The organism is Streptosporangium sp. NPDC020072, assembly GCF_040631445.1.
In the GTDB taxonomy this organism is placed as follows: domain Bacteria; phylum Actinomycetota; class Actinomycetes; order Streptosporangiales; family Streptosporangiaceae; genus Streptosporangium.
In genome coordinates this window covers 57,305-83,101 of sequence record NZ_JBEYAB010000003.1, presented here as the reverse complement: position 1 = coordinate 83,101, position 25,797 = coordinate 57,305, and the positions used below count along the sequence as shown (strand labels likewise).

Here is a 25,797-nt window from a genome sequence, read left to right as displayed (position 1 = left end):
GTCGTCGCCGAGAGCCTTGTCCCGGGGCTCCCGGCGAAACTACGGAACGTTCCACATTGACGAGGGGAGACGTCATGGTGAGACACCTGCTCGCCGCCGCGATCCTGGCGGCGGCGACGATGGGCCCGGTGCCCGCGCGGGCCGGCGTTCCGGAGGGCGGTGCGGCCGAGGTGCCCTGGGGGACGATCTCCTACCGGAAAACCGGCGGTTTCGCCGGGATCCGTCAGACGCTCGTCGTCGACGGGAACGGCCTGGCCCGCGGCGGATCCGCGGGCGCCACCAGGACCTTCAGGCTCACCCCGGCCGAGCTCGGCTCCCTGCGGCAGGGGCTGGACCACATCAGGACGTGGTCGTCCTCCACGGCGGGCTGTGACGTCCCCGACCACTTCACCTACACCCTGGAGTACCACGGCAGGAGCGCCACCCGCTGCCACGAACCGCCCGCCGACTGGCGGCCCGCGATCACCCGGCTCGACGAGGTGATCGCCCGGCACGTCACCGCCCCGGCCACCTCTGGAGACTGAGTCCGGGACGGCCGGTCGCGCCCCGCCGTACATGGGGCGCGACCTAGGGGTTATGGGTGGTTTGTCGCCAAGAAAAAGGGTTGTCGGAATAGCCGGTTTCTGACACAGTGCCCGCGTGCTTCCCCCCGTCGCGGCCCCTACCCGTCTGTGGACCAGGAACTTCCGCCTCTACTTCGTCGCCCGCATCGTGTCGATGCTGGGCGACGCGATGTTCCCGGTCGCCCTCTCGGTCGCGATGCTCTCCCTCGGCTACGGGGTGAGCGGTGCAGGGTTCGCACTGGCCGCCTGGATGGGGGCCTTCGCCCTCTTCGTGGTGTTCGGCGGAGTGCTGGCGGACCGGTTCCACCCCCGCCCGCTGATGATCGGCTCGGACGCGGCCCGGTTTCTGATCCAGGGCTCGCTCGCGCTCTATCTGGGGCTCGGCCATCCGCCGGTGTGGTTCATCATCGTCACCTCGGTGCTCGGCGGGATGGCGACCGCGATGTTCCAGCCGGGCGTCTCCAGCCTGGTGCCGCAGGTCGCCGCAGACCCGCAGCAGGCCAACGGGGTGCTGAAGGTGAGCGAGGGCCTGTCCACGATGGCCGGTCCCGCCATCGCCGGAACGCTCCTGGCCGTGACCTCGGCGGGCTGGGTGTTCGCCATCGACGCCGCGACCTTCGCCGTCAGCGGGATCTGCCTGGTGGCGCTGCGGCTGCCCGCCTTCGAGGTCGACCGGTCGGCCACGACCCTGCAGAACCTGCGCACCGGCTGGAAGGAGTTCCGCTCCCGGTCCTGGCTGTGGGGGGTCATCCTGATCTGGTGGGTGCTGGGGGTGTTCGTCTGGGGGCCGATCACCCCGCTCGGCGCGGCCTCCATCATCGCCGCGCACGGCAAGGCGGCGTTCGGCTTCGCCGAGGCCGCGTTCGGGGCGGGCTGCGTCCTCGGCGGGCTGGCCGCGCTCAGGCTGCGCCCCTCCCGTCCCCTGTTCGGCGGCGCGGTCGCCATGTTCCTCTTCCCGCTGATGCCGCTGGCGGCGGCGCTGGTCCCCTCCCTGCCGCTGCTCATGCTCGGCTACGGCGTCAGCGGCCTCGGCTGGGCGTTCTGGGGTGTCCAGTGGGCCACGACCGTGCAGACCCACATCCCCGCCGACCGCCTCAACCGGGTGGCGGCCTACGAGATCGCCGGGTCGATCCTGGCCGTCCCGTTCGGCCAGGCGATCGCCGGTCCCGCCAGCGCGCTGTTCGGCATCAGGGACATGCTGCTGGCCGCCGCCGTGATCGCCCTTGGCTGCGCCGCGGCCCTTGTCGTCGCCTGGCCCATCCGCCGCCTGCCCCGCCTCGGCAAGGGGTCCTGAGGGCCGTTCAGAGCAGGTGACGGGCCAGTCCCGCGATCGGGTGCGGCCGCGACAGCAACTCGCGCAGGGCGTCGAGCTCGGTACCCCAGGAGTCCCTGGGGCCGCCGAGGCCCTCGCCCGTCAGGCCCGCCTGCCGTACGGCCCGCTCCCAGATCCTGTCGTCGCCGGTGCCCGCGGCGCCTTCGAGGCCCTCCAGCGCGCTCGGCCCCCCGGCCTCGGTGACCAGCGACGACAGCAGGTGCGGCCAGTTGACGGTCAGCGCCGCGAGCTTGGCGACCTCGGCGTCGGAGGCGGGCGCCGCCCCGGCCAGCGCCCGGCGGTAGGTCAGGAACGAGTAGAACCGGAAGACGTTCACATAGCGCTTGATCTGCCGTGGGTTGGAGAACGTCAGCGCGGGCAGCACGAACTCGATCGCCCGGTAGGCGTTCTCGTCGCTGTAGAGGTCGTCGAAGACCCGGTCGGCCGCCTCGCGCGCCGCCGAGGACAGGCCGCCGACCATGTCGCGGCTCTCGACGCCCAGCCTCTCCTGCGCCAGCCTCGCCGCCTCGTCCAGGGTCGTGGCCGTGGGCCGCAGCGCCCAGATCGCCTCCTCAAGACGGCTCACCTGGACCGGGTCCGGCGGCTCCGCCGGGCCGGGCAGCGGGTCGGCGATCGGCGGGTCGGCGGGGGAGCGCGGCGGCGCGACGAACGGCACGTCCTGCCCCTCCGCGGGGTCGGGCACGCCCAGCAGGGCCCGGACGAAGGCGGGCAGCCGGTCGGCGTCGTCGAGCAGCGGCACACTCAGCGGCAGCTGCACGATCTTCTCCAGGAACCGCCACCCCAGCCCGGCCCCGGAGGCGGGCCGCGCCTCGGTCAGGTCCCGGTAGGCGGCCTCGACGTGCGCGACCACCGCCTCGGGCTCCATCGCCAGCACGAAGACGCAGTTGGGGAACTCACCGGCGAGGAACAGGTTGATCGCCTCGATGACCTGCGCGACCGTCCCCGGCGAACACCGGTCGAGGTCGTCGACGAACACCACGAGCGGCCGTTCCTCGGTGGCGACCAGGTCGAGCACGTGCCGCATGTCCGTCTGCACCAGGTGCAGGAACCCGGTCCTGGACCGGTAGCCGGGGCCGGTCACGGCCTCGGCGAAGAGCCCGCCCGCGTCCCGGGCCAGCGGGTCCGGCCTGCGCACCAGCTCGGCGAAGGCGTTGTCGGCAGACTCGCCGAAGAACCGCGCCAGCCGTACGGCTCCCGCCCCGAGCACACCGGCCGAGCCCACGGTGCCGACGGCGGCGGCGAGGTGCCGGATCATCTCTCCGGCGGCGGGCAGCAGCGCCGAGGCCGCCAGCAGCGCGCCGGTCAGCACGAGCCCGGCGACCAGGCAGAGGGCGGGCGGCGCGAGCCGGGTCAGCGCCAGCCGGTAGGCGCGCCGCCGGACCGCCTCCCTGTCGATCCTGGCCAGGTTGAGCCGCAGCCAGAAACGCTCCCGTTCCGCCCTCGGCAGCCGCTCGGTGACCTGGCTGATGATCTCGTGGGCGAGCCCGGCCCAGACCTGCTCGCCGTTCTGGTACATCCAGGGGTTGAACCAGACGGTCGGGCGCCAGTCGGCCTGCCGTACGGGAAGGTGGCCGGGTTCCGCGCGCACCGCGCCCTCCCCGTCCTCCGCCCGGCGCCGTCCCGCGTGGGCGAGCACCTCGGCGTTGGTCGGCGTCCTGCCCGCACGGGCGCCGGACGGGCCGATTCCCGGCAGGTGGATCCTCGCCGGGGTGTTCCCCGCGGCCCCCGGGTCCAGCAGGTCCTGGATCATCCGCATCAGAGAGGTCTTGCCCGCCCCCCACGGCCCCTTGACGCCGATGGTGAGCGGGGGCCGGGTCTCCGGGTGCCTGACGAACGCGGCCACGGCCTCCGCGTAGAGCCGGTGCCCGAGCTGGTCCTGCGTGGTCCACCGGTCGGCCGTCAGCCGGGCCCTCGGCGGTACGGCCCGCAGCCCCGCCCGTCTGCGGCGCAGCAGCGCGGAGGTCTGCGCGCGCTCGGCGGGCGTCAGCCGTGAGTAGCCGAAGGCCCGCACGTCCGGGTGGGCGAACGTGGTGCGCTCGCCGAGCAGCCCCCACCGGCCGAGCTCGGCCGCGTCGCCGAAGACCTCCTCGACCGACTCGTCCTCGGCCAGCAGCGAGGCCACCCGCAGCAGCCGTCTGCCCGCCTCGCTCAGGTGCAGCTCGTAGACGCGCCTGACGACCTCGAACCCCGACGCGGGCGCCACGGCGCCGCCGAGCCCCGCGGCGGCCCGCGCGAGGGCGGCGGGGACGGCCCGGGCCGGGCCGGGACCGCCGGTCAGCGGGACGTCGGCCACGGCGCCGTAGGCGATCAGGATGGGGACGCGGGCGGCGCAGGCCGCCGCGTAGCGCTCCAGGGCGTAGGCGTGCAGCTCGCCGACGGTGATCACGCCGTCGCCGTCGAGGTCGGCGGCCCTGGTCGCCAGCCCCTCCGCGATCACGTCCGTCAGGCTCCGCGCGGGCCCCCTCGGCGCCTCGCCGACCTTCAGCGTCAGTGTCAGGGCCGCCGCGGCCATCCTGGGCTCACCGGCGACCGCGAGCCGCCGCACGGGGGAGGCCGTCTCCTCCAGGGCGCTCCAGCCGAAGTCGACGACCAGCAGCACGGCCGTGGCCAGTGACCGGCCGACCCGCCTGCCGAACGCGCCGATCATGGCCCCCAGCTGCCTGGACGTCCAGCCGCCGTCCGAGGGCAGCCGGATCAGCAGCAGGTCGTCCTCCCTGGCCGAACCCAGGAACTCCCACACCCGCTCGCCGTCCCACCGCGCGCCCCGGCCGTACTCGGCCTCGACGGCGAAGCCCTCGGCGCGCAGCGCGCCCGCCAGGCGGGCGTCGGGACGCGCGGGGGCCTCCTGAGAGGAGGGGTCCGGCGCGTCGAGAAGGACCAGGGCCCGGCGGCCTCCCTCGGCGGGAACGGCCCGGGCCGCCGGATCGGCGAACGTGAGTCCCTCGCTCAACGGTGCCCCCGCTCTGACGACGGTGTGATCTCCACTGTGAACGCCCGGGTGGCGGTGATCGGGGACATCGGGCATGAAACGCCCGGTTTTGGGAAACGCTTGCTCTCCGGTTTCCGCAAAGTTTGAGCGGGGGGAGTCGCCCTGTTCACGTGGGTCCGATCGACTGGCCGTCTACCGTGAAGGTGACGAGGAGGAGCGATGCTTCGCCGTACGTTCGTGCGCACCGGGGAGCCCGCGCCGGGAACGACCTTCGCGGGACCTCTGCGGTGGGGCGCCGCCGGCGCGGACGCCTCCCGCGGCGGCCTGGCCGTGCTGTCCGGCCCGTACGGCCCGCCGAGGCCCCCGGACGCCAACGGGGTCGTGCTGCCCGAGGGCTTCTCCAGCCGGGTCGTCGCCCGCACCGGCCACCGGGTCGGCGGGGTGCTCTGGCACCCGGCCCCCGGCGACGGCGCCTGCTTCCCCGACGGGGACGGCTGGGTCTACGTGTCCAACTCGGAGATCCCGCTGCTCGGCGGCGCGACCGCCATCAGGTTCCGGCCCGACGGGAGCGTGCACGGCGCCTACCGCGTGCTGTCGGGGACCGACCTCAACCGCGCCGGGGCCGCGACCCCGTGGAAGACCTGGCTCTCGTGCGAGGAGACCGCACGCGGACAGGTCTTCGAGTGCGACCCGTACGGCGTGCGCGCCGCGATGCCGCGCCTGGCCATGGGCCGCTTCAGGCACGCGGGCGCGGCCTGCGACCCGGTCAACCGGGTGGTCTACCTGACGGAGGACGAACCGGACGGCTGCCTCTACCGGTTCGTCCCCGCCTGCTGGGGAGACCTGACGACCGGCAGGCTGGAGGTGCTCTGCGTCCTGCCGGGAGACGGTTCGACGGCCTGGCGGCGGGTGCCCAACCCCGCCGCGCTGCTTGAGGCGACCCGCCACCAGGTGGACACGGCCCACAGGTTCCAGGGGGGAGGCGCCTGCCACTACTCGGCCGGGGTGTGCCTGTTCGCCAGCGGCGACGACGGACGGGTCTGGGCCTACGACACCCTGCGGGAACGGCTCGGAACCGTCGAGACCGCGGAGGCCGGGGACCCCATGGAACTCGTCCTGGCCGGTCCCGGGCGGACGGCCGCCCCCTTCCTGCGGGTCGAGGGGCACCCCGGCTCGGAGATCACCGGCCCCGCCCTCTCCCCGGACGGCGCCCGCCTGTACTTCTCCTCCCAGCGCGGCCGCCGGGACGACGCCGCGGGCACCGACGGCGTCACCTACGAGATCACCGGCCCCTTCCCCCGCTGACGGCCCGGTGGAACCGCACCGTCGCCTCCTTCCCCGTGGATGCCCGGATCCCCTCCATAAAATACCTATCAAAATAGAAGGAATTAATACGGGAAGGGGCCGGCTAAAGGTCCATGACCCAGGTCTCCTCGACGACGCCGCCCATGGTGTGCTCCTCGACCCGCTCGAAGCCCGCCGTGCGGTAGATCCGCCGGGCGTCGGTCAGTACGTCCCTGGTGCACAGCATGATCCGCCGGTAGCCCGCCTCGCCCGCGAAGCGCAGGCACTCGTCGACGAGCCGCCCGCCGATGCCCATCCCCCTGGCGGAGGGCTCGACGAGCAGCAGCCTGAGCTGGGCCGTCTCGTCGTCCCTGCGGACGCAGAAGACGCAGCCGACACGGTCGCCGTCGACCTCCGCGATCCACGAGGCCTCCCGCCTCGGGTCGTACTTCTCCGCGTAGTCGGCCACGAGCCTGGCGACCCTGGCCTCGAAGCACAGGCCCCAGCCGAACTCCTGGCTGTAGAGCACCCCGTGCCGCTGCACGACCCAGCCCAGATCCCCCGGCCGGGGCGGACGGATGACGTACGGCGCCGCGCTCCTGTTCCTGGAGAGGATCTCCCTGATCGTCGTCATGCTCGCGGCGAGCCGGTCGCGCTCCTCCTCGGTCAGTCCTTCGAGCAGGTCCCGGACCTGCGCGGCCGAACGCTCGTCGACGTTCGTGAACGCGATCCTGCCCGCCTCGGTCAGCGCGACGATCTGCCGCCTGGCGTCGGCGGGCGAGCGCTCACGGGTGACCAGCCCGTCGGTCTCGAAGCGCCCCAGCATCCGGCTGAGGTAGCCGGAGTCGAGTTCGAGCAGCCGCCGCAGCTCGCCGGTCTCCATGCGGTCCCGCAGGTTGAGCTCGCACAGGACCCTCACCTCCGTGAGGGAGTAGGGGGTGTTGACCATGTCCCGGTGGAGAGCGCCGATGACCTCGTTGTAGAAGTGGTTGAACGCGCGTATCCGCGCGACGAGGTTCTCCATGGTTGACACGATCAACTTTCCCGTTGTCCAGGTCAATGAAGGCCCCCGCGAGGGGCATGGAGCCACGAGCGGGACAGGGGATCGCATCCGGGAAAAGCCGGGTGCCCAGGGGCCGAGTCGCTGCGCTAAGTTCGCAGACTGGCCGAGAACGGTTGAAGATTTCGGGCGGCCCGGGCCGCCCGACCCAGTGACGGGAGCATGATGGCTGAGGTCGCGTACATCGGCGGATACACCCCCGACACCGGGGGATCGGGCACGGGGATCACCGTGGTCGAGCTGGGCAGTCTCACCAGGCTCGGCACCACGCCCGCCAGCGGGCCCTCCTTCCTCGCGGTCCACCCCCGCCTCCCGATCCTGTACACCGTCGGGGAGAGCGAGCGCGGCACCGTCGGCGTCTACGCCCTCGGCGAGGGCGCCCCCACGCCCCTCGGGCAGCGGCCGAGCGGCGGCTCCTTCCCCTGCCACCTGTCCGTCGACCCGTCGGGGAGGCTGCTCGCGGTGGCCAACTACGGCGACGGCACGGTGAGCGTGCACCGCGTCGGGGCCGCGGGCCTGCTGACCGAGCTGTGCTCCTTCCCCTACCGGGACGGCTCCCACGCCCACCAGACGGTCTTCGGCGCCGACGGCGTCCTCTACGTGCCCGATCTGGGCGCCGACGAGGTGCGCCGCTACCTCACCGACCCGGACGACGACAGGGTCGTCCCCCACCCCGACGGCCCGGTACGGCTCGCACCGGGCATGGGTCCCCGGCACATGACCCGTTTCGCGGACCACTGGTACGTGGCAGGGGAGCTCGACGGCACGGTCCGTGTCTACGACGACGCCTGGAACGAGGTGGCCGCGGCCCCGTCCAGTTCGGCGCCGGGTACGAACTATCCCTCCCACCTTGAGGTCTCCGGCGGGTTCCTCTACGTCGCCAACCGGGGCCCGGACACCGTCTCCGTCCTGTCCCCGCACACCCTGGAGCCGGTCGCCGAGGTCGCCTGCGGCGGGTCGTGGCCCAGGCACTTCGCCATCGCCGACAACCGGATGTACGTGGCCAACCAGCGTTCCGACGGCGTCGCCGTGCTGGTGCTCAAGGACGGCGTCCCGCAGCCCGACCCCGTGGTGTTCGTCACCGGGACCCCCGCGTGCGTGCTCACCCTGCCCTGAAAGTCGCCCTGAGACCGTCCTGAGGCGCCCTGGAACGTCCTGGGGCGCGTGCGGACCAAGATCCGGCCAAGTCCCCGGACAATCACGGACAGGCCTCCCCGGTGGGGAGGGTTCCCGTGATCATGCTGGATGTCATGTTCCGAGCGTTCACTCATCTGACGGTCACACTGGCTGTGATCACCACGGTCGCGGCGGTCGCCGGGTGCGCCCCGGCGACCGGCACCGTGTCCGGCACTGTGTCCGGCACCGCGGCTGTGGCCCCTGACCTCCCCGGCGCCCCGGCCGGTGGCGGGGCGCTGCCCGTGAAGGGCTCACCCGCGGCGGCCGGGGCGGCCCTGGAGGGCACGGCGCCCCTGGCGACAGCGACAGCGACAGCGACGGAGCCGAACCCGACCGTGGCCGAGAACGCCAAGCCGGGTGACCCGCTCTGGCAGGCCACCCCCAGGGGCGGCGAGCACGAGATCGAGGGCTACGCCGACAAGGTGAGCGTGCTGCCCGGCCAGACCTTCCGGCTGCGCGTGTCCACCACGGCCGCCCACTACACCGCGACCGCCTTCAGGATGGGCTGGTACGGCGGCGCCGGGGCCAGGAGGGTCTGGCGGTCGGACAAGCTGCCGGGGACGGTCCAGGAGCCCGCCAGGACGATCCCCGGGACCCGCACGGTCACCGCGGCCCACTGGAGGCCCGGCCCGGTCGTCGACACCGCGGACTGGCCGGAGGGCTCCTACCTGATCCGCCTTGAGGCCTCGACCGGCGGCAGGCGGTTCGTCCCGATCACGGTGCGGTCGGCCTCGACCGAGGGACGCCTGGTCGTCGTCAACGGCGTCACCACCTGGCAGGCCTACAACCTCTGGGGCGGGCGCAGTCTCTACCAGGGGCCGGGCGGCTTCGAGGACAGGTCGACGGCCGTCAGCTTCGACCGTCCCTACGACACCTCGGGCGCCAGGCTGTTCCTCGACATGGAGCGCCCCGCGATCGAGGTGGCCGAGCACAGCGGAGCCCCGCTGGCCTACATCACCAGCCTCGAACTGGAGGACGACCCGCACATCCTCGACGGGGCCAGGGGGCTGGTCTCCCTCGGGCACGACGAGTACTGGTCGGCCGGCATGCGCCGTACGGTCGAGGACGCGCGGGACCAGGGCGTCAACCTCGCCTTCCTCGGCGCGAACGCCGTCTACTGGCGCATCCGCTTCGCCTCGACGCCGCTCGGCCCCAACCGCCTGGTCATCTGCCACAAGGACGGCAGGGTCGACCCGACCACCGACCGCTGGCGGGTGACCGAGCCGGAGAGCTCACTGACCGGCCCGATGTACACCTGCTTCCCGGCGGAGGCGACCTACGTGGTCCACACCCCCGACAGCTGGGTCTTCGAGGGGACCGGCGTACGGCGCGGCACCTCCTTCCCCGGCCTGGCGGGGGTGGAGACCGACGAGGTGCTGCCCACGATGCCGCTGCCGCGCCCGATGGAGGTCCTGTCCGTCTCCCCGGTCGACTGCAGCGGCAGGCCGACGACGGCGCACAGCGCCTACTACACCGCGCCGAGCGGCGCGGGCGTGTTCAGCACGGGCACGATGCGCTGGGTCTGCGCGATGCGCGGCTCCGCCTGCGGCCACGGCGTCACCGACCGGGCCGGGGCCTTCGTCCGCGCCGCGACGACGAACGTGCTGCGGGCCTTCGCCGAGGGCCCGGCGGCCCTCAGGCACCCGGCCAGGGACAACCTCGCCGCGCTCGGCCTGAACCCGGTACGGAGGGCCGGGGACCAGGTCCGGGACCGCGCCCGCGACGCCGCGAAGAACCGCGTGCCGATGAGCCGCTGGAAGCGCCACCGGGCCGGGCACCGCCCCGCCGCGCGCGGCGCCCGGCACGACCGGCACCGGTTCACACCCAGGAACGGGCACGGCCGACGGCCTTGAGCCAGCGGGCGTAGGCCGCCTCGGCGGCCTCGTGAGCCTTCTCGTCCCGCCCGGCGGGCTCGAAGCGCCGGTCCAGGGTCCACGTCTCGCGCAGCTCGTCCGCGCAGGACCAGACACCGGTGCCGAGCCCGGCCAGGAAGGCCGCCCCGAGCGCGGTGGTCTCCTGGACCGCGGGCCGTTCGACCGGCACACCGAGCTGGGCGGCCTGCGTCTCCATGAGCAGGTCGTTGCCGCTGGCCCCGCCGTCGGCCTTCAACGAGGGCATCAGCAGGCCCGCCGAGCCCGTCATGACCTCGACGACGTCGCGCACCTCGAACGCGATCGCCTCAAGCGTCGCCCTGGCCAGGTGGGCGGCGGTCGTGCCCCGGGTGAGGCCGAGGATCGCGCCCCGGGCGTCCGGGTCCCAGTACGGCGCGCCGAGCCCGGTCAGCGCGGGCACGAAGACCACGCCGCCGCTGTCGGGGACCGTACGGGCCAGCGCCTCCGACTCCGGCGCGTGGCCGATCAGCCCGAGCCCGTCGCGGAGCCACTGCACGGCGGCTCCGGTGACGAAGATCGAACCCTCCAGGGCGTAGGTGATCTCACCGGAGGGCGACTGCCACGCCACGGTCGTCAGCAGCCCCCCGCCCGGCCGTACCGGCTTGGAGCCGGTGTTGATCAGCACGAACGACCCCGTGCCGTAGGTGCACTTGACGTCGCCGGGGGAGAAGCACGCCTGACCGAACAGCGCCGCCTGCTGGTCGCCCGCCATGCCGCCGATCGGCAGGCGGAGACCGAGGAAGGCGTCCGGGTCGGTCACACCGATCACCCCGTGGTTGGGGACGATCTCCGGCAGGGCCTCGCGCGGCACCCCGAAGAACCCGCACAGCTCCGCCGACCACCCGCCGGCCTCCAGGTCGTACAGCAGCGTGCGGGAGGCGTTGGAGGCGTCGGTCACGTGCCGGGCGCCGCCGGTCAGCCGCGCGACCAGATAGGAGTCGACGGTGCCGACGACGGCCTCGCCGGACAGCACCCGCGCCCAGGAGCGGGGGTCGTTCTCGGCGATCCAGGTGAGCTTGGTCGCGGTGAAGTACGGGTCGAGCCGAAGCCCGGTCAGCGCGCTGACGCGGGGCTCGTGCCCGGCCTGGCGCAGCCGCGCGCAGATCCCCGCGCTGCGGCGGTCCTGCCAGACGATCGCCGGGCGCGGCGCGGCGAGGGTGTCCGAATCCCACACCACCGCGGTCTCGCGCTGGTTGGTGATCCCCACACATGTCGGCCTCGTGCCCGTCCTCTCCAACGCCATACCACAGGCCGCCAGGGTCGCCCGCCAGATTTCCCCGGGATCGTGTTCGACCCATCCCGGTTCTGGGAAGTACTGAGGGAACTCCTGGTAGCCGCGGGAGTCGACCCGGCCGTCCTCGGTCACGACCAGCGCGGTGACCCCGGTCGTCCCGGCGTCGATGGCGAGAACCGACATATGAGGGACTCCTTCGATTTGGTCTAGACCATTGGCGTGTCGGCAGGCAGAATGCGTTGCGTCGGCGTCCGAAAATCCCTCGACCGCCGGCCGCGTCACCCCATTTAAGTCTGGCCGTCTTGCCTCGGAACCACCACCGGAGGATGCCATGCGTATTGGAGTGCTTACCGGGGGCGGCGACTGCCCCGGCCTCAACGCCGTTATCCGCGCCGCAGTGCGCAAGGGCGTGAGTGTCTACGGTCACGAGTTCGTCGGTTTCCGTGACGGGTGGCGAGGGCCGCTCGAAGGCGAGACCATGCCGTTGGACGTCCAGGCGGTCCGTGGCATCCTGCCACGCGGCGGGACGATCCTCGGCTCGTCGCGGACCAACCCGATCAAGATCGACGGCGGTGTCGAGCGAATCAAGGACAACCTCGCCGCCACCGGGGTCGACGCGCTCATCGCCATCGGCGGCGAGGACACCCTCGGCGTCGCCAAGCAGCTCTTCGACAAGGACGTCAACGTCGTCGGAGTGCCCAAGACCATCGACAACGACCTCAACGCGACCGACTACACCTTCGGCTTCGACACCGCGGTCAACATCGCGACCGAGGCGATCGACCGGCTGCACACCACCGCCGAGTCCCATCACCGTGCCCTGATCTGCGAGGTCATGGGCCGTCACGCGGGCTGGATCGCCCTGCACGCGGGCATGGCGGGCGGGGCGAACGTCATCCTCATCCCGGAGAAGCCCTTCGACATCGACCGGGTCTGCGCCTATGTGGAGTCACGCTTCAAGACCCGTTACGCGCCGATCATCGTGGTCGCGGAGGGCGCGCACCCGATCGAGGGGCAGATGACCCTGCAGGCGAACGAACTCGACTCCTTCGGGCACGTCCGCCTCGGCGGCATCGGCGAGATGCTCGCCAAGGAGATCGAGAAGCGCACCGGCAAGGAGGCCAGGACCACGGTCCTCGGGCACATCCAGCGCGGCGGCACACCCACGGCCTTCGACCGGGTGCTGGCCACCCGGTTCGGGCTGCACGCCATCGACGCGGTGCACGAGGGGCGCTTCGGGACCATGGTCGCGCTGCGCGGCACGGACGTGGTCACCGTCGGCCTCGACGAGGCGACCAGAGAGCTGAAGACCGTGCCGGTCAGCCGTTACGAGGAGGCCGAGGTCTTCTTCGGCTGACGGGCCGGGAAACCGGCGGGATCGACGGGCGGCGCACCGGTGACGGGGCGCCGCCCACGCCTTGTATCGGCCTGCAAACGTTCTGCAACCCCCCGGGCATACCGTCGGGCCGCGGATGCGCGACGATCCGCTACCTCTCCATGTACGGCTTGCGCCTCAGCAGCGGCCCGTCCGGGCGCAAGCCGTACATCACCTGTCCTGGGCGTCGAACAGGGAGGGACGTCGCTGCTCGGCGGGGGCGTTCCGCACGGTGTTCTGCCCGGTGTTCTGCGCGGCGGGGGCGCTCGCCGCGGCCGCGGTCGCGGCGTGACGCGCGGTGGTGCGGCGGTTCTCCAGCTGGGCCAGCAGTTCGGCGTCCGTACGCATCTCCTGCTCGGAGGGCGCCAGGATGACGGCGAGCAGCAGGCCCAGCGTCAGCAGGCTGACCGCTCCCAGGACCGGCAGCATGAAGTCGATGCCGCGCGCGCCGTCGACGGGCGTCAGGGAGATGCGGGGGCGCACCTCCATCGCGAACATCCCGACGTAGTGCATGCCGCACACCGCGACACCCATGATGAGGGCCGCGCCCGCGGTGGCGAGCGTCCCGTCCGTCTTGACGCTGAACCAGAGCGCCACGGTCGAGGCGACCATGGCGATGACGACCGACAGGGCGATCAGCGTCACGTCGTAGTAGACGGTCGCCGACATGTTCATCGCGGACACGCCGAGATAGTGCATCCCGGCCACGCCGACTCCGGTGACCATGCCGCTGACCACCAGCCGGGACGCGCTGTAGTTCTTCGAGGAGACCAGGAAGAGTCCGCCGCCGACGATGACGACCGCCAGGAGCATGGAGACGCTCGTCAGGAGCACGTCGTAGCGGATGGGGTTGCCGCCGACCGTGAAGCCCATCATGGCGACGAAGTGCATGACCCAGATGCCGGTGCCCCCGATGGAGAGGGCTCCTCCGACCAGCCAGCGCGCCCGCGCGGGCCCGGTCGCGGCCCGTGCCTTGGCGGTGAGCGCCAGGCCCAGCATGCACCCGATGGTCGAGACGATATAGGCCGCGATGGGGGTGACCAGGCCATATGAGAAGTGGTCTACGTGGGACATGTTCCAATTTCTGAGTCAGTGGGTGATTTGTTGGATTATGACAGTTGTTGGTCGTTGTGCGTAAAAGAGGGGGTTTCGCGGAAGAGAAGGGAGGGTTGCGGGTGGCGATAAGGTCCAGGAGTGACGGGGATCGAAGGTCCGTTCTGGCGGGTCATCGCGGTCTTCCGCGTCGCCTCCCTGGTCTACGCGGTCCTGTTGCTGCTGCGCGCGGGCGGATACGCCCATCCGGTGACCGGCTGGCTGGTGATCTGCGTCATGGCGCTGTGGAGCGCGGCGGCGACCTTCGCCTACTCCTCACCCGAGCTGCGCGGCCGTACGCTGCTGGCCGCCGACATGGTCGTGACGCTCGGCTGCCTGCTGGCCACCCCGCTGGTCCAGGGCGCCTACCGGACGGGCAGCCTGCCGGTGACCGGCACCTGGATGGGCGGCGCCGTACTGGCCTGGGGCGTGTACGGCGGGCGCCGCGCCGGGGCGGTCGCGGCCCTGGTCGTCTCAGTGGCCGACCTGTGGCTGCACGACCTGCGCGGATCCGGTGTCGGCTTCGAGAACCTGCCGATCAACGGCAGCGTGCTGCTCTTCCTCGCCGGGGTCCTGGTGGGGCACGTCGCCCAGCTCGCCAGGAGGGCCGAGGCGCGCCTGCAGCGGGCCATCGAGATCGAGGCCGCAGGGCGCGAGCGGGACAGGATCGCCAGGGACATCCACGACTCGGTGCTGCAGGTGCTGGCGCTGGTCCAGCGCAGGGGCCAGGAGATCGGCGGGGAGGCCGCCGAGCTGGGCAGGCTCGCGGGCGAGCAGGAGGCCGCGCTGCGCGAGCTCGTCAGGCTCCGCCCTGAGCCGCCCCGCGACGGCGTCGCCGACCTGCGCGTCCTGCTCCAGGCGTACGGCTCGGCCTCGGTGACCGTCTCGGTCCCCGCGACCCCCATGTCCCTGCCCGAGACCGTCGCGAGGGAGCTGGCCGCGGCGGTCGGCGCCGCCCTGGACAACGTGGCGGGGCACTGCGGCCCGCACGCCCCCGCCTGGGTCTTCGCCGAGAGCGACGACGGCCTGATCACCGTCACGGTCAGGGACGAGGGGCCGGGCATCCCCGCCGGACGCCTTGAGGAGGCCGCCGCGGCCGGGCGGCTCGGTGTCGCCCAGTCCATCAGGGGCCGCGTCACCGATTTGGGCGGCACGGTCACGATCATGTCGTCCCCCGGCGAGGGGACGGAGATCGAGATGTCCGTCCCCGTCCGGTCTAGGCTTGGCGGATGCGCGTGATGGTGGTTGACGACCACCCGATGTGGCGGGACGGCGTGGCCAGGGACCTCACCGAGGCGGGATACGAGGTCGTGGCGACGGTCGGCGAGGGCGCTCAGGCGCTCAGGGCCGCGGCCGCGGTCAGGCCCGAACTGGTCGTCCTCGACCTGCGGCTGCCGGACCTGTCCGGGGTCGAGGTGGCCAGGCGGCTGGCGGCGCACGACCCCCAGCCCCGCATCCTGGTGCTGTCGGCCAGCGGCGAGCAGGAGGACGTGCTTGAGGCGGTCAAGGCGGGCGCCTCCGGATACCTGCTCAAGTCGGCGAGCAGGCAGGAGTTCCTCGACGCGGTCAGCCGTACCGCGCAGGGCGACGCGGTCTTCACCCCGGGCCTGGCCGGGCTCGTGCTGGGGGAGTACCGCAGGCTGGCCGCCCAGCCGGTCCCCGCGGACGGCCCCCGGCTGACCGAGCGGGAGACGCAGGTGCTCCGCCTGGTCGCCAAGGGACTGTCCTACCGGCAGATCGCCGAGCGTCTGGTCCTGTCGCACAGGACCGTGCAGAACCACGTCCAGAACACCCTGAACAAGCTCCAGCTGCACAACCGGGCCCAGCTGATCCGTTACGCCATCGAGAGGGGGCTCGACGGTCCCGGGGGCGACTAAAGTGAGTTGTCTTTATCAGGTAACGCGCGACACTTGGCGTTGTGGCGCGGTCCTGAGGGCTCCCGCCGCGTGACGGCGGTGCCGTGCGCCCCTTTTCCCCTCGAAGTTCCACCGGAGGTTACGCCATGACGATGTCGGCCTTGGGCGAGCCCTGCGTTCTGCTCAAACTGGGCGAGGTCGTCCTCAAGGGAAACAACCGCGAGCTCTTCGAACGCACCCTGCAGTCCAACATCAAGGCCTCCGTGAAGGACCTGGACTTCAAGGTCGATCTGCGGCAGCGTCACGGAGTCATCGCGCTCTTCCTGCCGGAGGGCTCGGGGGTCGAACGGGCCGACGCGGTCGCCGAGCGCGTCGGGAACGTGCCCGGCCTGGTCTGGATCCATCGCGCGTGGCGGGTCGCCAAGGACCCCTCTGCGGTCACCAAGGCGGCGATCGAACTGCTCGCCGACCGGGAGGACGTCCGGCGGGGCGTCTCCTTCGCGGTCCGCTCACGCCGTCGCGACAAGCGCTTCCCGCTGACCTCGATGCAGCTCGACCGGACCGTGGGCGGCGAGCTCAACGACATCTACGGCCTGCCGGTCGACCTGAAGAACCCGCAGCTCGTGGTCTCCATCGAGGTCGACCGTGACGAGGTCTTCGTCTTCACCGGCGGGCAGCCGGGCCAGGGCGGGCTGCCGGTCGGCACCAGCGGCAGGGGCCTGGTGCTGATGTCCGGCGGCATCGACTCCCCGGTCGCGGCCTACCGGATGATGCGCCGGGGCCTGCGGGTGGACTTCCTGCACTTCTCCGGCATCCCGTTCACCACCTCGGAGTCGATCTACAAGGCGTACGCCCTGGCCAGGGCGCTGGACAAGTTCCAGGGCAGGTCCCGCCTGTGGGTCGTCCCCTTCGGCAAGGCCCAGCAGTCCATCAAGGCCTCGGGCCAGGAGCGGCTGGCGGTCATCTCCCAGCGGCGCCTGATGCTCAAGACCGCGGAGGAGGTCGCCCGCCGCCTCAGGGCCGGGGCGCTGGTCACCGGCGACTCGCTGGGACAGGTCTCCTCCCAGACGCTGCAGAACATCACCGCCCAGGACGACGCGGTCGACATGCCGATCCTGCGCCCGCTCATCGGCCTCGACAAGACGGAGATCATGGCGGAGGCCCGCCGCATCGGCACCCTGCAGATCTCCGAGCTGCCCGACGAGGACTGCTGCACGCTCCTGGCGCCCCGCAGGGCGGAGACCGCCGCCAAGATCGCCGATCTGAAGCAGATCGAGCGGCGCCTGGACGCCGAGGAGCTCGCCGTGCAGCTGGCCGGTTCCCTGCAGGAGTACAAGCTGCAGGTGTGAGGCCTCAGACGGGCTTGAAGGGGTCGTGCTCCGTCAGGAGCTTCTCCAGCCGCGCCCGGTCGACGCGGCTGGTGACGTCGGTCAGTTCCTGACGGTCGCGCACGCACTTGGCCAGGGTGAAGGCCGAGGTGACGACGTACAGGACGCCGATGCCGAGGAAGGCGCGAACCCAGGCCTCGACCGGGAGGTAGGCGACTCCGATGGCGACCGCCGAGACGGAGACGCAGAAGGACAGGACCGACTGGATGTAGAAGGCGCCGGTGTGCCGTGGCTGGATCGTCTTGGTCATGCCCCAACGATCCCCGGCCGCCGGCCGTGACGCCTGGGTGTTCCTACTTAATTACCGGTGAGTACGATGCTACTGGCGAGTACGGCCCACGGGCCGGGCCGTACTCGCCGGTGGTCGTCAGGCGGTGGCGAGGGCGTCACCGCTCGCCGTCTTGCCGAGCAGCGGGGGCAGGGCGCGCATCACCTCGGAGAGCTCCTCAAGATCACTCTGGACCAGTGCCTGCGGGCCGTCGCACAGGGCCAGCTCGGGCTGCGGGTGCACATCGATGATCACTCCGTCCGCCCCGACGGCGATGGCCGCCCGGGTCAGCGGGAGCACAAGGTCACGCCGTCCGCCCGAGTGGGACGGGTCGATGATGACCGGCAGGTGGGAAAGCCGCTGGGCCACCGGAACCGCGGAGACGTCAAGGGTGTTGCGGGTGGCCGTCTCGAAGGTGCGGATGCCGCGCTCGCACAGCACGATGTCGAGGTTGCCGCGCTGGGCGATGTACTCGGCCGCCATCAGCCACTCCTCGATGGTGGCGTTCATGCCGCGCTTGAGCATGACCGGCTTGCCGATCCCGCCGACCGCCTGCAGCAGCGCGAAGTTCTGCGCGTTGCGGGTGCCGATCTGCAACATGTCCGCGTAGGAGGCGACAAGTTCGACGTCGTGGGCGTCCACGACCTCGGTCACGATGGGCAGCCCGGTCTGCTCGCGCACGTCGGCGAGGATGCGCAGGCCCGCCTCGCCCAGCCCCTGGAAGGCGTAGGGGGAGGTGCGGGGCTTGTAGGCGCCCCCGCGCAGCAGGGTCGCACCCGCGGCCTTGGCCATGAGCGCCGCGTCGAGCGTCTGCTGCGGCGTCTCGACCGCGCACGGGCCGGCGATCAGGGTGACCAGGCCCGGCCCGATCGGCACGCCGCCGACCCTGACCGTGGAGCGCTCGGGGTGGTTGTCCCGGCTGACGAGCTTGTAGGGGGCCGTCACCCTCATCACCTCGGCGACTCCGCGCATGCCCTTCAGGTTGAGCGCGCCGAACTGCTCCACGTCGCCCACGAGGCCGATGATCGTACGGCTGACGCCACGGCTGACGAAGGCGTCGCCGCCCGCGGTGCCGATGATCTCCACGATCGCCTCGATGTCGCCCTGTGTGGCGTCGGGGCCCATGACGATGACCATGTCTCTCCTTCGCTGATCCGGTGGAAGTTCCGGGAAAACGAAAGGCCCCGAGTCCGTTGTCCGGACCCGGGGCCTTCACGTTCGCCTGGCTGTCTAGCGCAGCATCTGGAGGCGAACGGTCCGACCCACGGGTCCGTCGCCATACCAAAACCAGAACGCAGTACGCATCGCGGGCAATAGTAGCGCACCGCCGGGAGGCGACGGCGAGGGGCCGGGGAACCATGGCGGGCCCGTGAACGCCGGGTGACACCGGCGACGCGTTAGCGGGTGGCCGCCGCGAGGGCGGTGGACGCACGATGGCAGGATTGCCCCGAGTGATCGGGGCGCGACGGCGAGGGGAGTGATGGTGGAGCAGCCCGAACCTCCGGGGGAGGATGCGCGCCTGCCTCCCGGCCAGTACGTTCCCCGGGGCTATCCGGTGATCCACTACGGGAGGGTGCCCACCTTCCGGCCCGCCTCCTGGCGGCTGCAGGTGATGGGGGCCACGGCCTCCGGGGAGCCGCACGGCTTCACCTGGCCCGAGTTCTCCGAGCTGCCCCGCACCACCGTCGTCGCGGACTTCCACTGCGTCACCAAGTTCTCGGTCATGGGGAACGAGTGGCGCGGCGTCTCGGCCGCCACGCTGATGGAGCTGGTCCCTCCGGCCCCCGAGGTCAGGCACGTCATGATCTGGGCCGAGTACGGCTACAGCGCCAACGTGCGGATGAGCGACTTCGCCCGCGACCACACGCTGTTCGCCCTCGAACTCGGCGACAAGCCGATCACCCCGGAACGCGGCTTCCCCGTCCGCGCCCTGGTTCCCCACCTCTACGCCTGGAAGAGCGTCAAGTGGGTGCGCGCCATCGAGTACCTCGTGGAGGACAGGCGCGGCTTCTGGGAGGAGCGCGGTTACCACAACGTCGCCGATCCGTGGCGGGAGCAGCGCTACTCCTATCAGGAGGAACCGGGTGAAGGGCCGCCGTGATCGGCGTTCTTGCCTGATTGACAGGCGGGTTTGACTACGGTTTCCCGCATGTCGACCAGTGTCTGGGCGCTGCTCTGCGCCGTCAGGACTCTCCTGGGATTCGTTGTGCCGGGCCGTACCCCCGTCTTCCCCCGGCGCGCGGGCGGCTCACCGGACGAGGCCACCTTCGCGACCCTGCACGTCGCCGCGCTGGCGGCCCCCTCCCTGCGCGCGGGCCTGACGCGCGACTCGGCCCGCAAGACGATCAGGCACCTGCGCGCCCTGCTGGGCGCGGGCGCCATCGCGGTGACGGACGTGGACGGCGTGCTCGCCTGGGACGGCGAGGTGGACTGCCAGCGTGAGCACGCCCCGGGCCACGCCCGTGCGGTCCTGGCCTCGGGCAGGCCGCGTGTGGTGACCGGGCACGCCCTGTCCTGCGGCGTCCCCGGATGCGCGATCAGAGGGGCGGTCGTCGTCCCGCTCACCGTGGACAGACGGGTCGTCGGAGCGCTGGCCGCCTACGACTCGGCCGTCGGCCCCTCACTGGTCAGGACCGTCACCGAGGTCGCCCGCTGGGTGTCGTGCCAGCTCGAACTGGCCGAGCTGGACTCCTCACGGCGGCGTGCGATGGAGGCGGAGACCCGGGCCCTGCGGGCGCAGATCTCCCCGCACTTCATCTACAACTCGCTGACCACCATCGCCTCGTTCGTCCGCACGGACCCGGAGCGGGCCCGCGAGCTGCTGATGGACTTCGCCGACTTCACGAGATACGCCCTGCGCCGTGAGCGTGACTTCACCACCCTCGCCGACGAGCTGCACTGCGTCGACCGCTACCTGCTGCTGGAGCGCGCCAGGTTCGGGGAACGGCTCCGTTTCACCGTCAGGGTGGCCCCGGAGGTGCTCTCGGTCCCGGTGCCGTTCCTGTGCCTGCAGCCGCTCGTCGAGAACGCCATCAAGCACGGCATGGGCGAGACCGGGGGGTGTGGTGAGGTGCGGGTGCTGGCCTCGGACGCGGGCTCAGAGGCGCACGTCAGCGTTGAGGACGACGGACTCGGCATGGACCCGGAACGGGCCAGGCTGCTGCTGGGCGACGACTCGCGGAACGAACGGGGTGAGGGCGGGATAGGCCTGGCCAACGTGGACGTACGGCTGCGCCACATCTACGGCGAGGACTACGGGCTCGTCGTGGAGACCGCGCCCGGCGCGGGCACCAAGGTGCGGCTGCGCCTTCCCAAGCTCTCCTGCCGGGCATAGCTAATTGTAGTCATCTCGTTACGCTAAGTTTCCTCTTCCCTTGCGGGAAGGCGGCCGTAGCGGGCAGCGTGGGGCCATGTTGAGAGTCCTGGCTGTCGACGACGAGGTCCCCGCGCTGGAGGAACTGGCCTACCTCCTGCGTCAGGACCCCCGCATCGAGCACGTCTTCACCGCCTCGGGAGGGGTGAACGCGCTGCAGGACATGGTCCAGATGATCGGGGCGGGCGAACGGCTCGACGGAGTCTTCCTCGACATCAGGATGCCCGGCCTCGACGGCCTCGACATGGCCCGTCTCATCGGCGGTTTCCCCAACCCGCCCCGGCTGGTGTTCGTCACGGCGCACGAGGACTGCGCCGTCCAGGCCTTCGAGCTTGAGGCGGTCGACTACCTCCTCAAGCCCGTCAGGCCCGACCGGCTGGCGGAGGCCGTACGGCGTCTCGAATGCGCCGCGCAGGCGTCGGAAGGACCGGAGATCGACGACGTCATCCCGGTCGAGCTCGGCGGCAGGACCAGGTTCGTCCCCCAGCAGGCGGTCAGGTTCGCCAAGGCGAAGGGCGACTACGTGCGGCTGCACACCGTCGACGGCGACTACCTGGTGCGCATGTCGCTGGCCGCGCTCGAACGCCGCTGGGCCTCCTCCGGTTTCATACGTGTGCACCGCAGCACGCTGGTCTCCGCGCGGCACGTGAGCGAACTGCACTTCGACGGCGGCCGGGTGACACTGCGGGTGGGCGCGGAGACGCTGCCCGTCAGCCGCCGCCACACCCGCCGGGTCAGGGAGCGGCTCGTCCGTCAGCTCCAGGACCGTCCGGCCTCCCAGGGGACGCTCGGTTGATGTTTGTCAGGCGCTGCCTGACGGTATAGGCTCGCGGCGATGCTTGTCAGGGTGGGCCTGACAGCCATACGTGTGGAGGGCCGTATGCCCGTGACGTCTTTCGCCGAGCAGGAGATCCACTGCTCCTTCTGCGCCAAGCCGAAGACCGAGGTGGAGAAGGTGATCGCCGGTCCCGGCGTCTACATCTGCAACGAGTGCGTCGACCTCTGCGTCGCGATCCTCGCCGAGACCCGGACGTCCACGGCCGAGCAGGGCGAGCCGGAGAAGCCGGAGGAGGAGGTCCCCGGCATCCCCTGGCCCGAGGGCATGACCGAGGAGGAGATCCTCGCCCACCTGCCCCGCGTCGCGGCGGCGAGCGCCAGGGTCGAGGGCGACCTGCGGGCCTGGATCGAACGGCTGCGCGGGCGCGGGGTCACCTGGGCCAGGATCGGTGCCGCCCTGGGCATGACGCGTCAGTCGGCCTGGGAGCGCTTCTCCGGCGAGGAGTGACCCCTCGCGGGCCGGGGTGGTCCGGCCACGAGGTATCGTAATTGCGAAAATTCGCAATTACGTAGGTGTGTCCCCCCGGGTCGCGCCGCGATCGAAGGGATGACGTGAGTACGGCTTTCGCCGCGGCGATCAGAGAACGGGCGCGCCAGGCCTGGCAGGCCCTGCAGCAGGCCCGTGAGGACGACGACGTGCACGCCGGCCTGGCGGCCAAGAACGAGTGGGAGGACGTCCGGCGTCTGGCCCGCGAACACGGAGTGAGCCTCGACCTCGGCCCCCAGGCCGAGGAGGAGGCGGACTCGTGATGTCGGTACCGCTGTACGAGGCCAAGGCGGAGCTGTTCCGGCTGCTGGGGCACCCGGTGCGCATCCGGGTGCTGGAACTGCTGCAGGACGGCCCCAGGCCGGTACGGCAACTGCTGGCCGAGATCGAGGTCGAGCCGACCGGCCTGTCCCAGCACCTGGCGGTGCTGCGCCGTTCCGGGCTGGTCACCGCGCAGCGCGAGGGCAGCACCGTGGTCTACGCGCTGGCCGGTGGGCGCGTCGCGGGCCTGCTGCGGGCGGCGCGCGAACTCCTGACGGAGAAGCTGGCCGGGCAGAACGAACTGCTCGACGAACTGCTGCGGGACAGGGCGGGGAGCGGCACGTCGTGAACACGGTGGTTTCGCCGGGCGGCCGCCTGCGCGCGCTGCTGCCCGGCAGGGCGGACATGGCCGCGATGGCCCGCCGCCCGGGCAGGGACCTGCTGGCCGGGCTGACGGTGGCGATCGTGGCGCTGCCGCTGGCCCTCGGATTCGGCATCTCCTCGGGACTCGGCGCGGCGGCCGGGCTGGCCACCGCGGTGATCGCGGGCACGGTCGCCGCGTTCTTCGGCGGATCCGGCCTGCAGGTGTCCGGCCCGACCGGGGCGATGACGGTGGTGCTGGTGCCGATCGTGCACGAGCACGGCGCCTCGGGAGTACTGACCGTCGGCGTGATGGCCGGGCTGCTGCTGATCGCGCTGGCGCTGGCCCGTGCCGGACGGTACATGGCGCTGGTGCCCGCCCCGGTGGTCGAGGGCTTCACCCTCGGCATCGCCTGCGTGATCGGGCTCCAGCAGATCCCGGCGGCGCTCGGCGTCCCGACGCCCGAGGGGGAGAAGGTCACGGTCGTGGCCTGGCGGGCCGTGCTCGACTTCGCCGCCGACCCCGGGGGGTGGGCCCCGGCGATCGCGGCCGGGGTGGTCGCGACGATGCTCGTGGGCGCCAGATGGCGGCCGACCGTCCCCTTCTCCCTGCTGGCCGTGGCGGGCGCGACCGTCGTGGTCGAGCTGACCGGAATCGAGGCGAGCCGGATCGGCGAACTGCCCGCCGGGCTTCCCGCCCCCTCACTGTCCTTCCTCGACCCCGCGGCCCTGGGGTCGCTCCTGGCCCCGGCCGTCGCGGTGGCCGCGCTGGCCGGGCTTGAGTCGCTGCTGTCGGCCGCGGTCGCCGACGGAATGAGCGTCAACCACCGGCACGACCCCGACCGGGAGCTGTTCGGGCAGGGACTGGCCAACGTGTTCGCGCCGATGTTCGGCGGCGTCCCGGCGACCGGCGCGATCGCCCGTACCGCCGTCAACGTCCGCTCGGGCGCCCGTTCGCGGCTGGCCGCGCTGGCGCACGCCGTGATCCTGGGCCTGATCGTGTTCACCGCCGCCGGGCTGGTCGCCAGGATCCCGCTGGCCGCACTGGCCGGGGTGCTGCTGGCCACCGCGATCCGGATGGTCGAGGTCGGCTCGGTCGTCGCCATGCTGCGCTCGACCCGCGGCGACGCCGTGGTGCTGGCGCTGACCGCCGTCGCCACCCTGGCGCTCGACCTGGTCCAGGCGGTCATCCTCGGCCTGATCGTGGCCGGGGCACTGGCGCTGCGGGCCGTCGCCCGCGACGTCCGCCTTGAGGCCATGCCGCTGCGGCCCGACCTGCCCGGTGACCACACCGACGAGGAACACGCCCTGCTGGCCGAGCACATCGTCGCCTACCGCCTGGACGGGCCGCTGTTCTTCGCCGCGGCCCACCGTTTCCTGCTGCAGCTGTCGGAGGTCGCCGACGTCTCGGTGGTCATCCTGCGCATGTCCAGGGTCACCACCGTGGACGCCAGCGGCGCCCTGGTCCTGGCCGACGCCATCGGGCGGCTGCGACGGCGCGGCATCACCGTCTACGTCTCGGGCATCCGCGACGGCCACCACCAGCCGCTGAACGCCCTGGGTGTCATCGCGGACCTCGACGAGGCCGGACACGTCTTCGCCACCACCCCGCAGGCCATCGCCGCGGCCCGCGACCACCTCCATCGCACCGGGGTGCTGGCCGCAGGACCGGCCTGACCGGCCGGGGGAGGTGTTCCAAGGAGGGGCTACCGCTCGTCGTCCGGGCGCTGCCGCTCGTCGTCTCCGAACGCTCCGTACATCGACGACTACGCACCGTTAATCGCGCTGGTCAAAAAATGGTGAGTCGTCCTCGGAGCACCCCCTCTAGTGTTCCGTACGTCGGAGAGCCAAACCCGCGGCACCGGAGAGGGGGAGAGAGCCGAAAGGCTCGAGAACACCTGGTGCGCGGAAACCCGAGGTGACCTCCAAGCGCGGTCACCCATTGCCGGGCCCCCAACCGGGGGGAAGGGGGCCCGGCGGCCTCCGGTGTGACGGGACGCCCGCGCCGACCCGCGGGGGCGGGTCCGAGCGATCCGGTCACGCGCGGGGGCGGCCGGATTGCGGGCGGCGGCGTCCCGTCACACCCGGGGACCCGAGGGCACCGGTGCCCGGCGGAGACCCTTGAGCGTCTCGATGTCCTGGCGGGCGGCGGAACCGGGGGTCTCGACGCAGACCGGCACCCCCGCCACCACCGGATGACACAGCAGGTGACCGAAGGGCCGCACGCCGATGTGGCCCGTGCCGATGTTCGCGTGCCGGTCCTTCTTGGAACCGCACACGTCCATGGAGTCGTTGGCGTGGACCAGCCCCAGCCGTCCGGGGGCGAACCCGTGCAGGGCGTCGAGGGTCTCGGCGACCCCGGCGGCGGTGGACAGGTCGTGCCCGGCCGCGAAGGCATGACAGGTGTCCAGGCAGACACGGGCCCTCGGATGCCAGTCGAGGGCCGCGAGATAGGGCTCCAGATCCTGGACGGTCGCGCAGAGCATCGCGCCCTGTCCCGCCATCGGCTCGAGCAACAGGTCTGGACCGTCGTCCGGGATCTCGTCGAGCAGCGGGAGCAGACGCTCACGCAGCCTGCGCAGGGCCTTCTCGCGGGGGTCGGTCACCGCGGACCCGGTGTGGACGACCACCCCCCGGGCGCCGATCGCGTGGGCCCGCCGGAGGCAGTGCCGTACGGTGTCCGCCGACCGGTCCAGAGTCTGCTGGTTGGGGGAACCCATGTTGACGAGGTAGGGCGCGTGCACGAAACACGGCATGCCGGACGCACGCAACAGGGCGTCCTCGGCGGGGTCGCCCTCGGCGAGCGCCCAGCCGCGCGGATTGGTGACGAACACCTGGATCACCTCGGCGCCGATCTCCGAGGCCGCCCGCAGGCCGCCCGTGGCCAGGCCACCGGCGACGGAGACGTGTCCGCCGATGAGGGACACGGAACTCATGGTGGAGCCAGTCTAGGGGCGTCCCGTCCGGGGACTCGCACCCGTCACCCATGTCCCGGCGGCGTGGTGTGATGATGGGCGTCCAGCACGCGG

Annotated in this window: 22 protein-coding genes and 1 pseudogene; 16 read left to right on the top strand and 7 right to left on the bottom strand. The window is 72.0% G+C overall.

The annotated features are described in order from the left end of the window. Positions 1-74: 74 nt before the first annotated feature. Together ABZ470_RS06710 and ABZ470_RS06705 are read left to right on the top strand one after the other, a co-directional pair. Positions 75-524 (top strand): hypothetical protein, encoded by a 450-nt coding sequence (locus ABZ470_RS06710; protein WP_362910456.1) that lies wholly within the window; start codon positions 75-77, stop codon positions 522-524. A gap of 115 nt (positions 525-639) precedes the next feature. Next, positions 640-1,857, top strand: coding sequence for an MFS transporter (locus ABZ470_RS06705; protein ID WP_362910454.1), 1,218 nt, complete (start codon positions 640-642; stop codon positions 1,855-1,857). A gap of 7 nt (positions 1,858-1,864) precedes the next feature. Here ABZ470_RS06705 and ABZ470_RS06700 read toward each other — a convergent pair whose 3' ends face one another. Continuing rightward, positions 1,865-4,846, bottom strand: a complete 2,982-nt coding sequence (locus ABZ470_RS06700; protein ID WP_362910452.1) for a P-loop NTPase fold protein — start codon at positions 4,844-4,846, stop codon at positions 1,865-1,867. A gap of 198 nt (positions 4,847-5,044) precedes the next feature. Between ABZ470_RS06700 and ABZ470_RS06695 the strand changes: the two genes are divergently transcribed. After that, positions 5,045-6,130, top strand: coding sequence for an alkaline phosphatase PhoX (locus tag ABZ470_RS06695; RefSeq protein WP_362910450.1), 1,086 nt, complete (start codon positions 5,045-5,047; stop codon positions 6,128-6,130). 103 nt (positions 6,131-6,233) lie between these two features. On the opposite strand, the gene ABZ470_RS06690 is transcribed toward ABZ470_RS06695, so the two are convergent. After that, on the bottom strand, positions 6,234-7,133 hold the full coding sequence (locus tag ABZ470_RS06690) for a helix-turn-helix domain-containing GNAT family N-acetyltransferase (RefSeq protein ID WP_362778675.1): 900 nt from the start codon (positions 7,131-7,133) through the stop codon (positions 6,234-6,236). A gap of 198 nt (positions 7,134-7,331) precedes the next feature. Here ABZ470_RS06690 and ABZ470_RS06685 point away from each other — a divergent pair, with 198 nt between their 5' ends. Both ABZ470_RS06685 and ABZ470_RS06680 read left to right on the top strand, forming a co-directional pair. Further along, a complete protein-coding gene (locus ABZ470_RS06685) occupies positions 7,332-8,285 on the top strand; it encodes a beta-propeller fold lactonase family protein (RefSeq protein WP_362910448.1) in 954 nt (317 codons plus the stop codon). A 134-nt stretch (positions 8,286-8,419) separates the two neighbouring features. Continuing rightward, entirely contained in the window at positions 8,420-10,198 is a 1,779-nt protein-coding gene (locus ABZ470_RS06680) for a N,N-dimethylformamidase beta subunit family domain-containing protein (protein ID WP_362910446.1), read from the top strand. Here the strand turns inward: ABZ470_RS06680 and glpK are convergent. Beyond that, complete coding sequence (gene glpK, locus ABZ470_RS06675; protein WP_362910444.1) at positions 10,164-11,654, bottom strand: glycerol kinase GlpK; 1,491 nt, start codon at positions 11,652-11,654, stop codon at positions 10,164-10,166. The two genes, ABZ470_RS06680 and glpK, sit on opposite strands and share 35 nt — an antisense overlap. Before the next feature lie 148 nt (positions 11,655-11,802). Between glpK and ABZ470_RS06670 the strand changes: the two genes are divergently transcribed. Further along, positions 11,803-12,828, top strand: a complete 1,026-nt coding sequence (locus ABZ470_RS06670; RefSeq protein ID WP_352008912.1) for a 6-phosphofructokinase — start codon at positions 11,803-11,805, stop codon at positions 12,826-12,828. Between the two features lie 189 nt (positions 12,829-13,017). Here ABZ470_RS06670 and ABZ470_RS06665 read toward each other — a convergent pair whose 3' ends face one another. Next, entirely contained in the window at positions 13,018-13,920 is a 903-nt protein-coding gene (locus ABZ470_RS06665) for an MHYT domain-containing protein (protein ID WP_362910442.1), read from the bottom strand. A gap of 120 nt (positions 13,921-14,040) precedes the next feature. Between ABZ470_RS06665 and ABZ470_RS06660 the strand changes: the two genes are divergently transcribed. From ABZ470_RS06660 to thiI, 3 genes are all read left to right on the top strand, one after another. Beyond that, a complete protein-coding gene (locus ABZ470_RS06660; protein WP_362910440.1) occupies positions 14,041-15,177 on the top strand; it encodes a DUF5931 domain-containing protein in 1,137 nt (378 codons plus the stop codon). Further along, entirely contained in the window at positions 15,177-15,815 is a 639-nt protein-coding gene (locus ABZ470_RS06655; RefSeq protein WP_352009455.1) for a response regulator transcription factor, read from the top strand. Before ABZ470_RS06660 ends, ABZ470_RS06655 begins: the two co-directional genes overlap by 1 nt. A gap of 125 nt (positions 15,816-15,940) precedes the next feature. Next, positions 15,941-17,143 (top strand): tRNA uracil 4-sulfurtransferase ThiI, encoded by a 1,203-nt coding sequence (gene thiI / locus ABZ470_RS06650; protein ID WP_352008915.1) that lies wholly within the window; start codon positions 15,941-15,943, stop codon positions 17,141-17,143. 4 nt (positions 17,144-17,147) lie between these two features. Here the strand turns inward: thiI and ABZ470_RS06645 are convergent, their stop codons facing one another. Together ABZ470_RS06645 and aroF are read right to left on the bottom strand one after the other, a co-directional pair. Further along, the gene (locus ABZ470_RS06645) at positions 17,148-17,432 is read right to left on the bottom strand and encodes a YiaA/YiaB family inner membrane protein (protein WP_184714681.1); all 285 of its coding nucleotides are present in this window, start codon (positions 17,430-17,432) and stop codon (positions 17,148-17,150) included. Positions 17,433-17,549: 117 nt separating this feature from the next. After that, positions 17,550-18,587 carry a 3-deoxy-7-phosphoheptulonate synthase gene (gene aroF, locus ABZ470_RS06640; protein ID WP_362910438.1) on the bottom strand — a complete coding sequence of 346 codons (1,038 nt, stop codon included), beginning with the start codon at positions 18,585-18,587 and terminating at the stop codon, positions 17,550-17,552. Between the two features lie 343 nt (positions 18,588-18,930). Here aroF and ABZ470_RS06635 point away from each other — a divergent pair, with 343 nt between their 5' ends. The 7 genes and pseudogenes from ABZ470_RS06635 to ABZ470_RS06605 all read left to right on the top strand — a co-directional run bounded on the left by ABZ470_RS06635 (position 18,931) and on the right by ABZ470_RS06605 (position 24,445). Further along, positions 18,931-19,551: a molybdopterin-dependent oxidoreductase gene (locus ABZ470_RS06635; RefSeq protein ID WP_352008917.1), complete on the top strand. Its 621-nt coding sequence runs from the start codon at positions 18,931-18,933 to the stop codon at positions 19,549-19,551. Positions 19,552-19,599: 48 nt separating this feature from the next. After that, a complete protein-coding gene (locus ABZ470_RS06630; RefSeq protein WP_362910436.1) occupies positions 19,600-20,784 on the top strand; it encodes a histidine kinase in 1,185 nt (394 codons plus the stop codon). 76 nt (positions 20,785-20,860) lie between these two features. Then, positions 20,861-21,619 carry a LytTR family DNA-binding domain-containing protein gene (locus ABZ470_RS06625; RefSeq protein WP_352008919.1) on the top strand — a complete coding sequence of 253 codons (759 nt, stop codon included), beginning with the start codon at positions 20,861-20,863 and terminating at the stop codon, positions 21,617-21,619. Between the two features lie 84 nt (positions 21,620-21,703). Beyond that, positions 21,704-21,847, top strand: a pseudogene (locus ABZ470_RS06620) (ClpX C4-type zinc finger protein); the annotation flags it as partial. 365 nt (positions 21,848-22,212) lie between these two features. Next, the gene (locus ABZ470_RS06615) at positions 22,213-22,410 is read left to right on the top strand and encodes a hypothetical protein (RefSeq protein ID WP_352008920.1); all 198 of its coding nucleotides are present in this window, start codon (positions 22,213-22,215) and stop codon (positions 22,408-22,410) included. Further along, entirely contained in the window at positions 22,410-22,757 is a 348-nt protein-coding gene (locus ABZ470_RS06610) for a metalloregulator ArsR/SmtB family transcription factor (protein ID WP_362910989.1), read from the top strand. The genes ABZ470_RS06615 and ABZ470_RS06610 overlap by 1 nt, the downstream gene beginning before the upstream one ends. A 56-nt stretch (positions 22,758-22,813) precedes the next feature. Then, positions 22,814-24,445: a SulP family inorganic anion transporter gene (locus tag ABZ470_RS06605; protein ID WP_362910988.1), complete on the top strand. Its 1,632-nt coding sequence runs from the start codon at positions 22,814-22,816 to the stop codon at positions 24,443-24,445. A gap of 401 nt (positions 24,446-24,846) precedes the next feature. On the opposite strand, the gene ABZ470_RS06600 is transcribed toward ABZ470_RS06605, so the two are convergent. Further along, entirely contained in the window at positions 24,847-25,704 is an 858-nt protein-coding gene (locus tag ABZ470_RS06600; RefSeq protein WP_362910434.1) for a deoxyribonuclease IV, read from the bottom strand. Positions 25,705-25,797 lie beyond the last annotated feature (93 nt).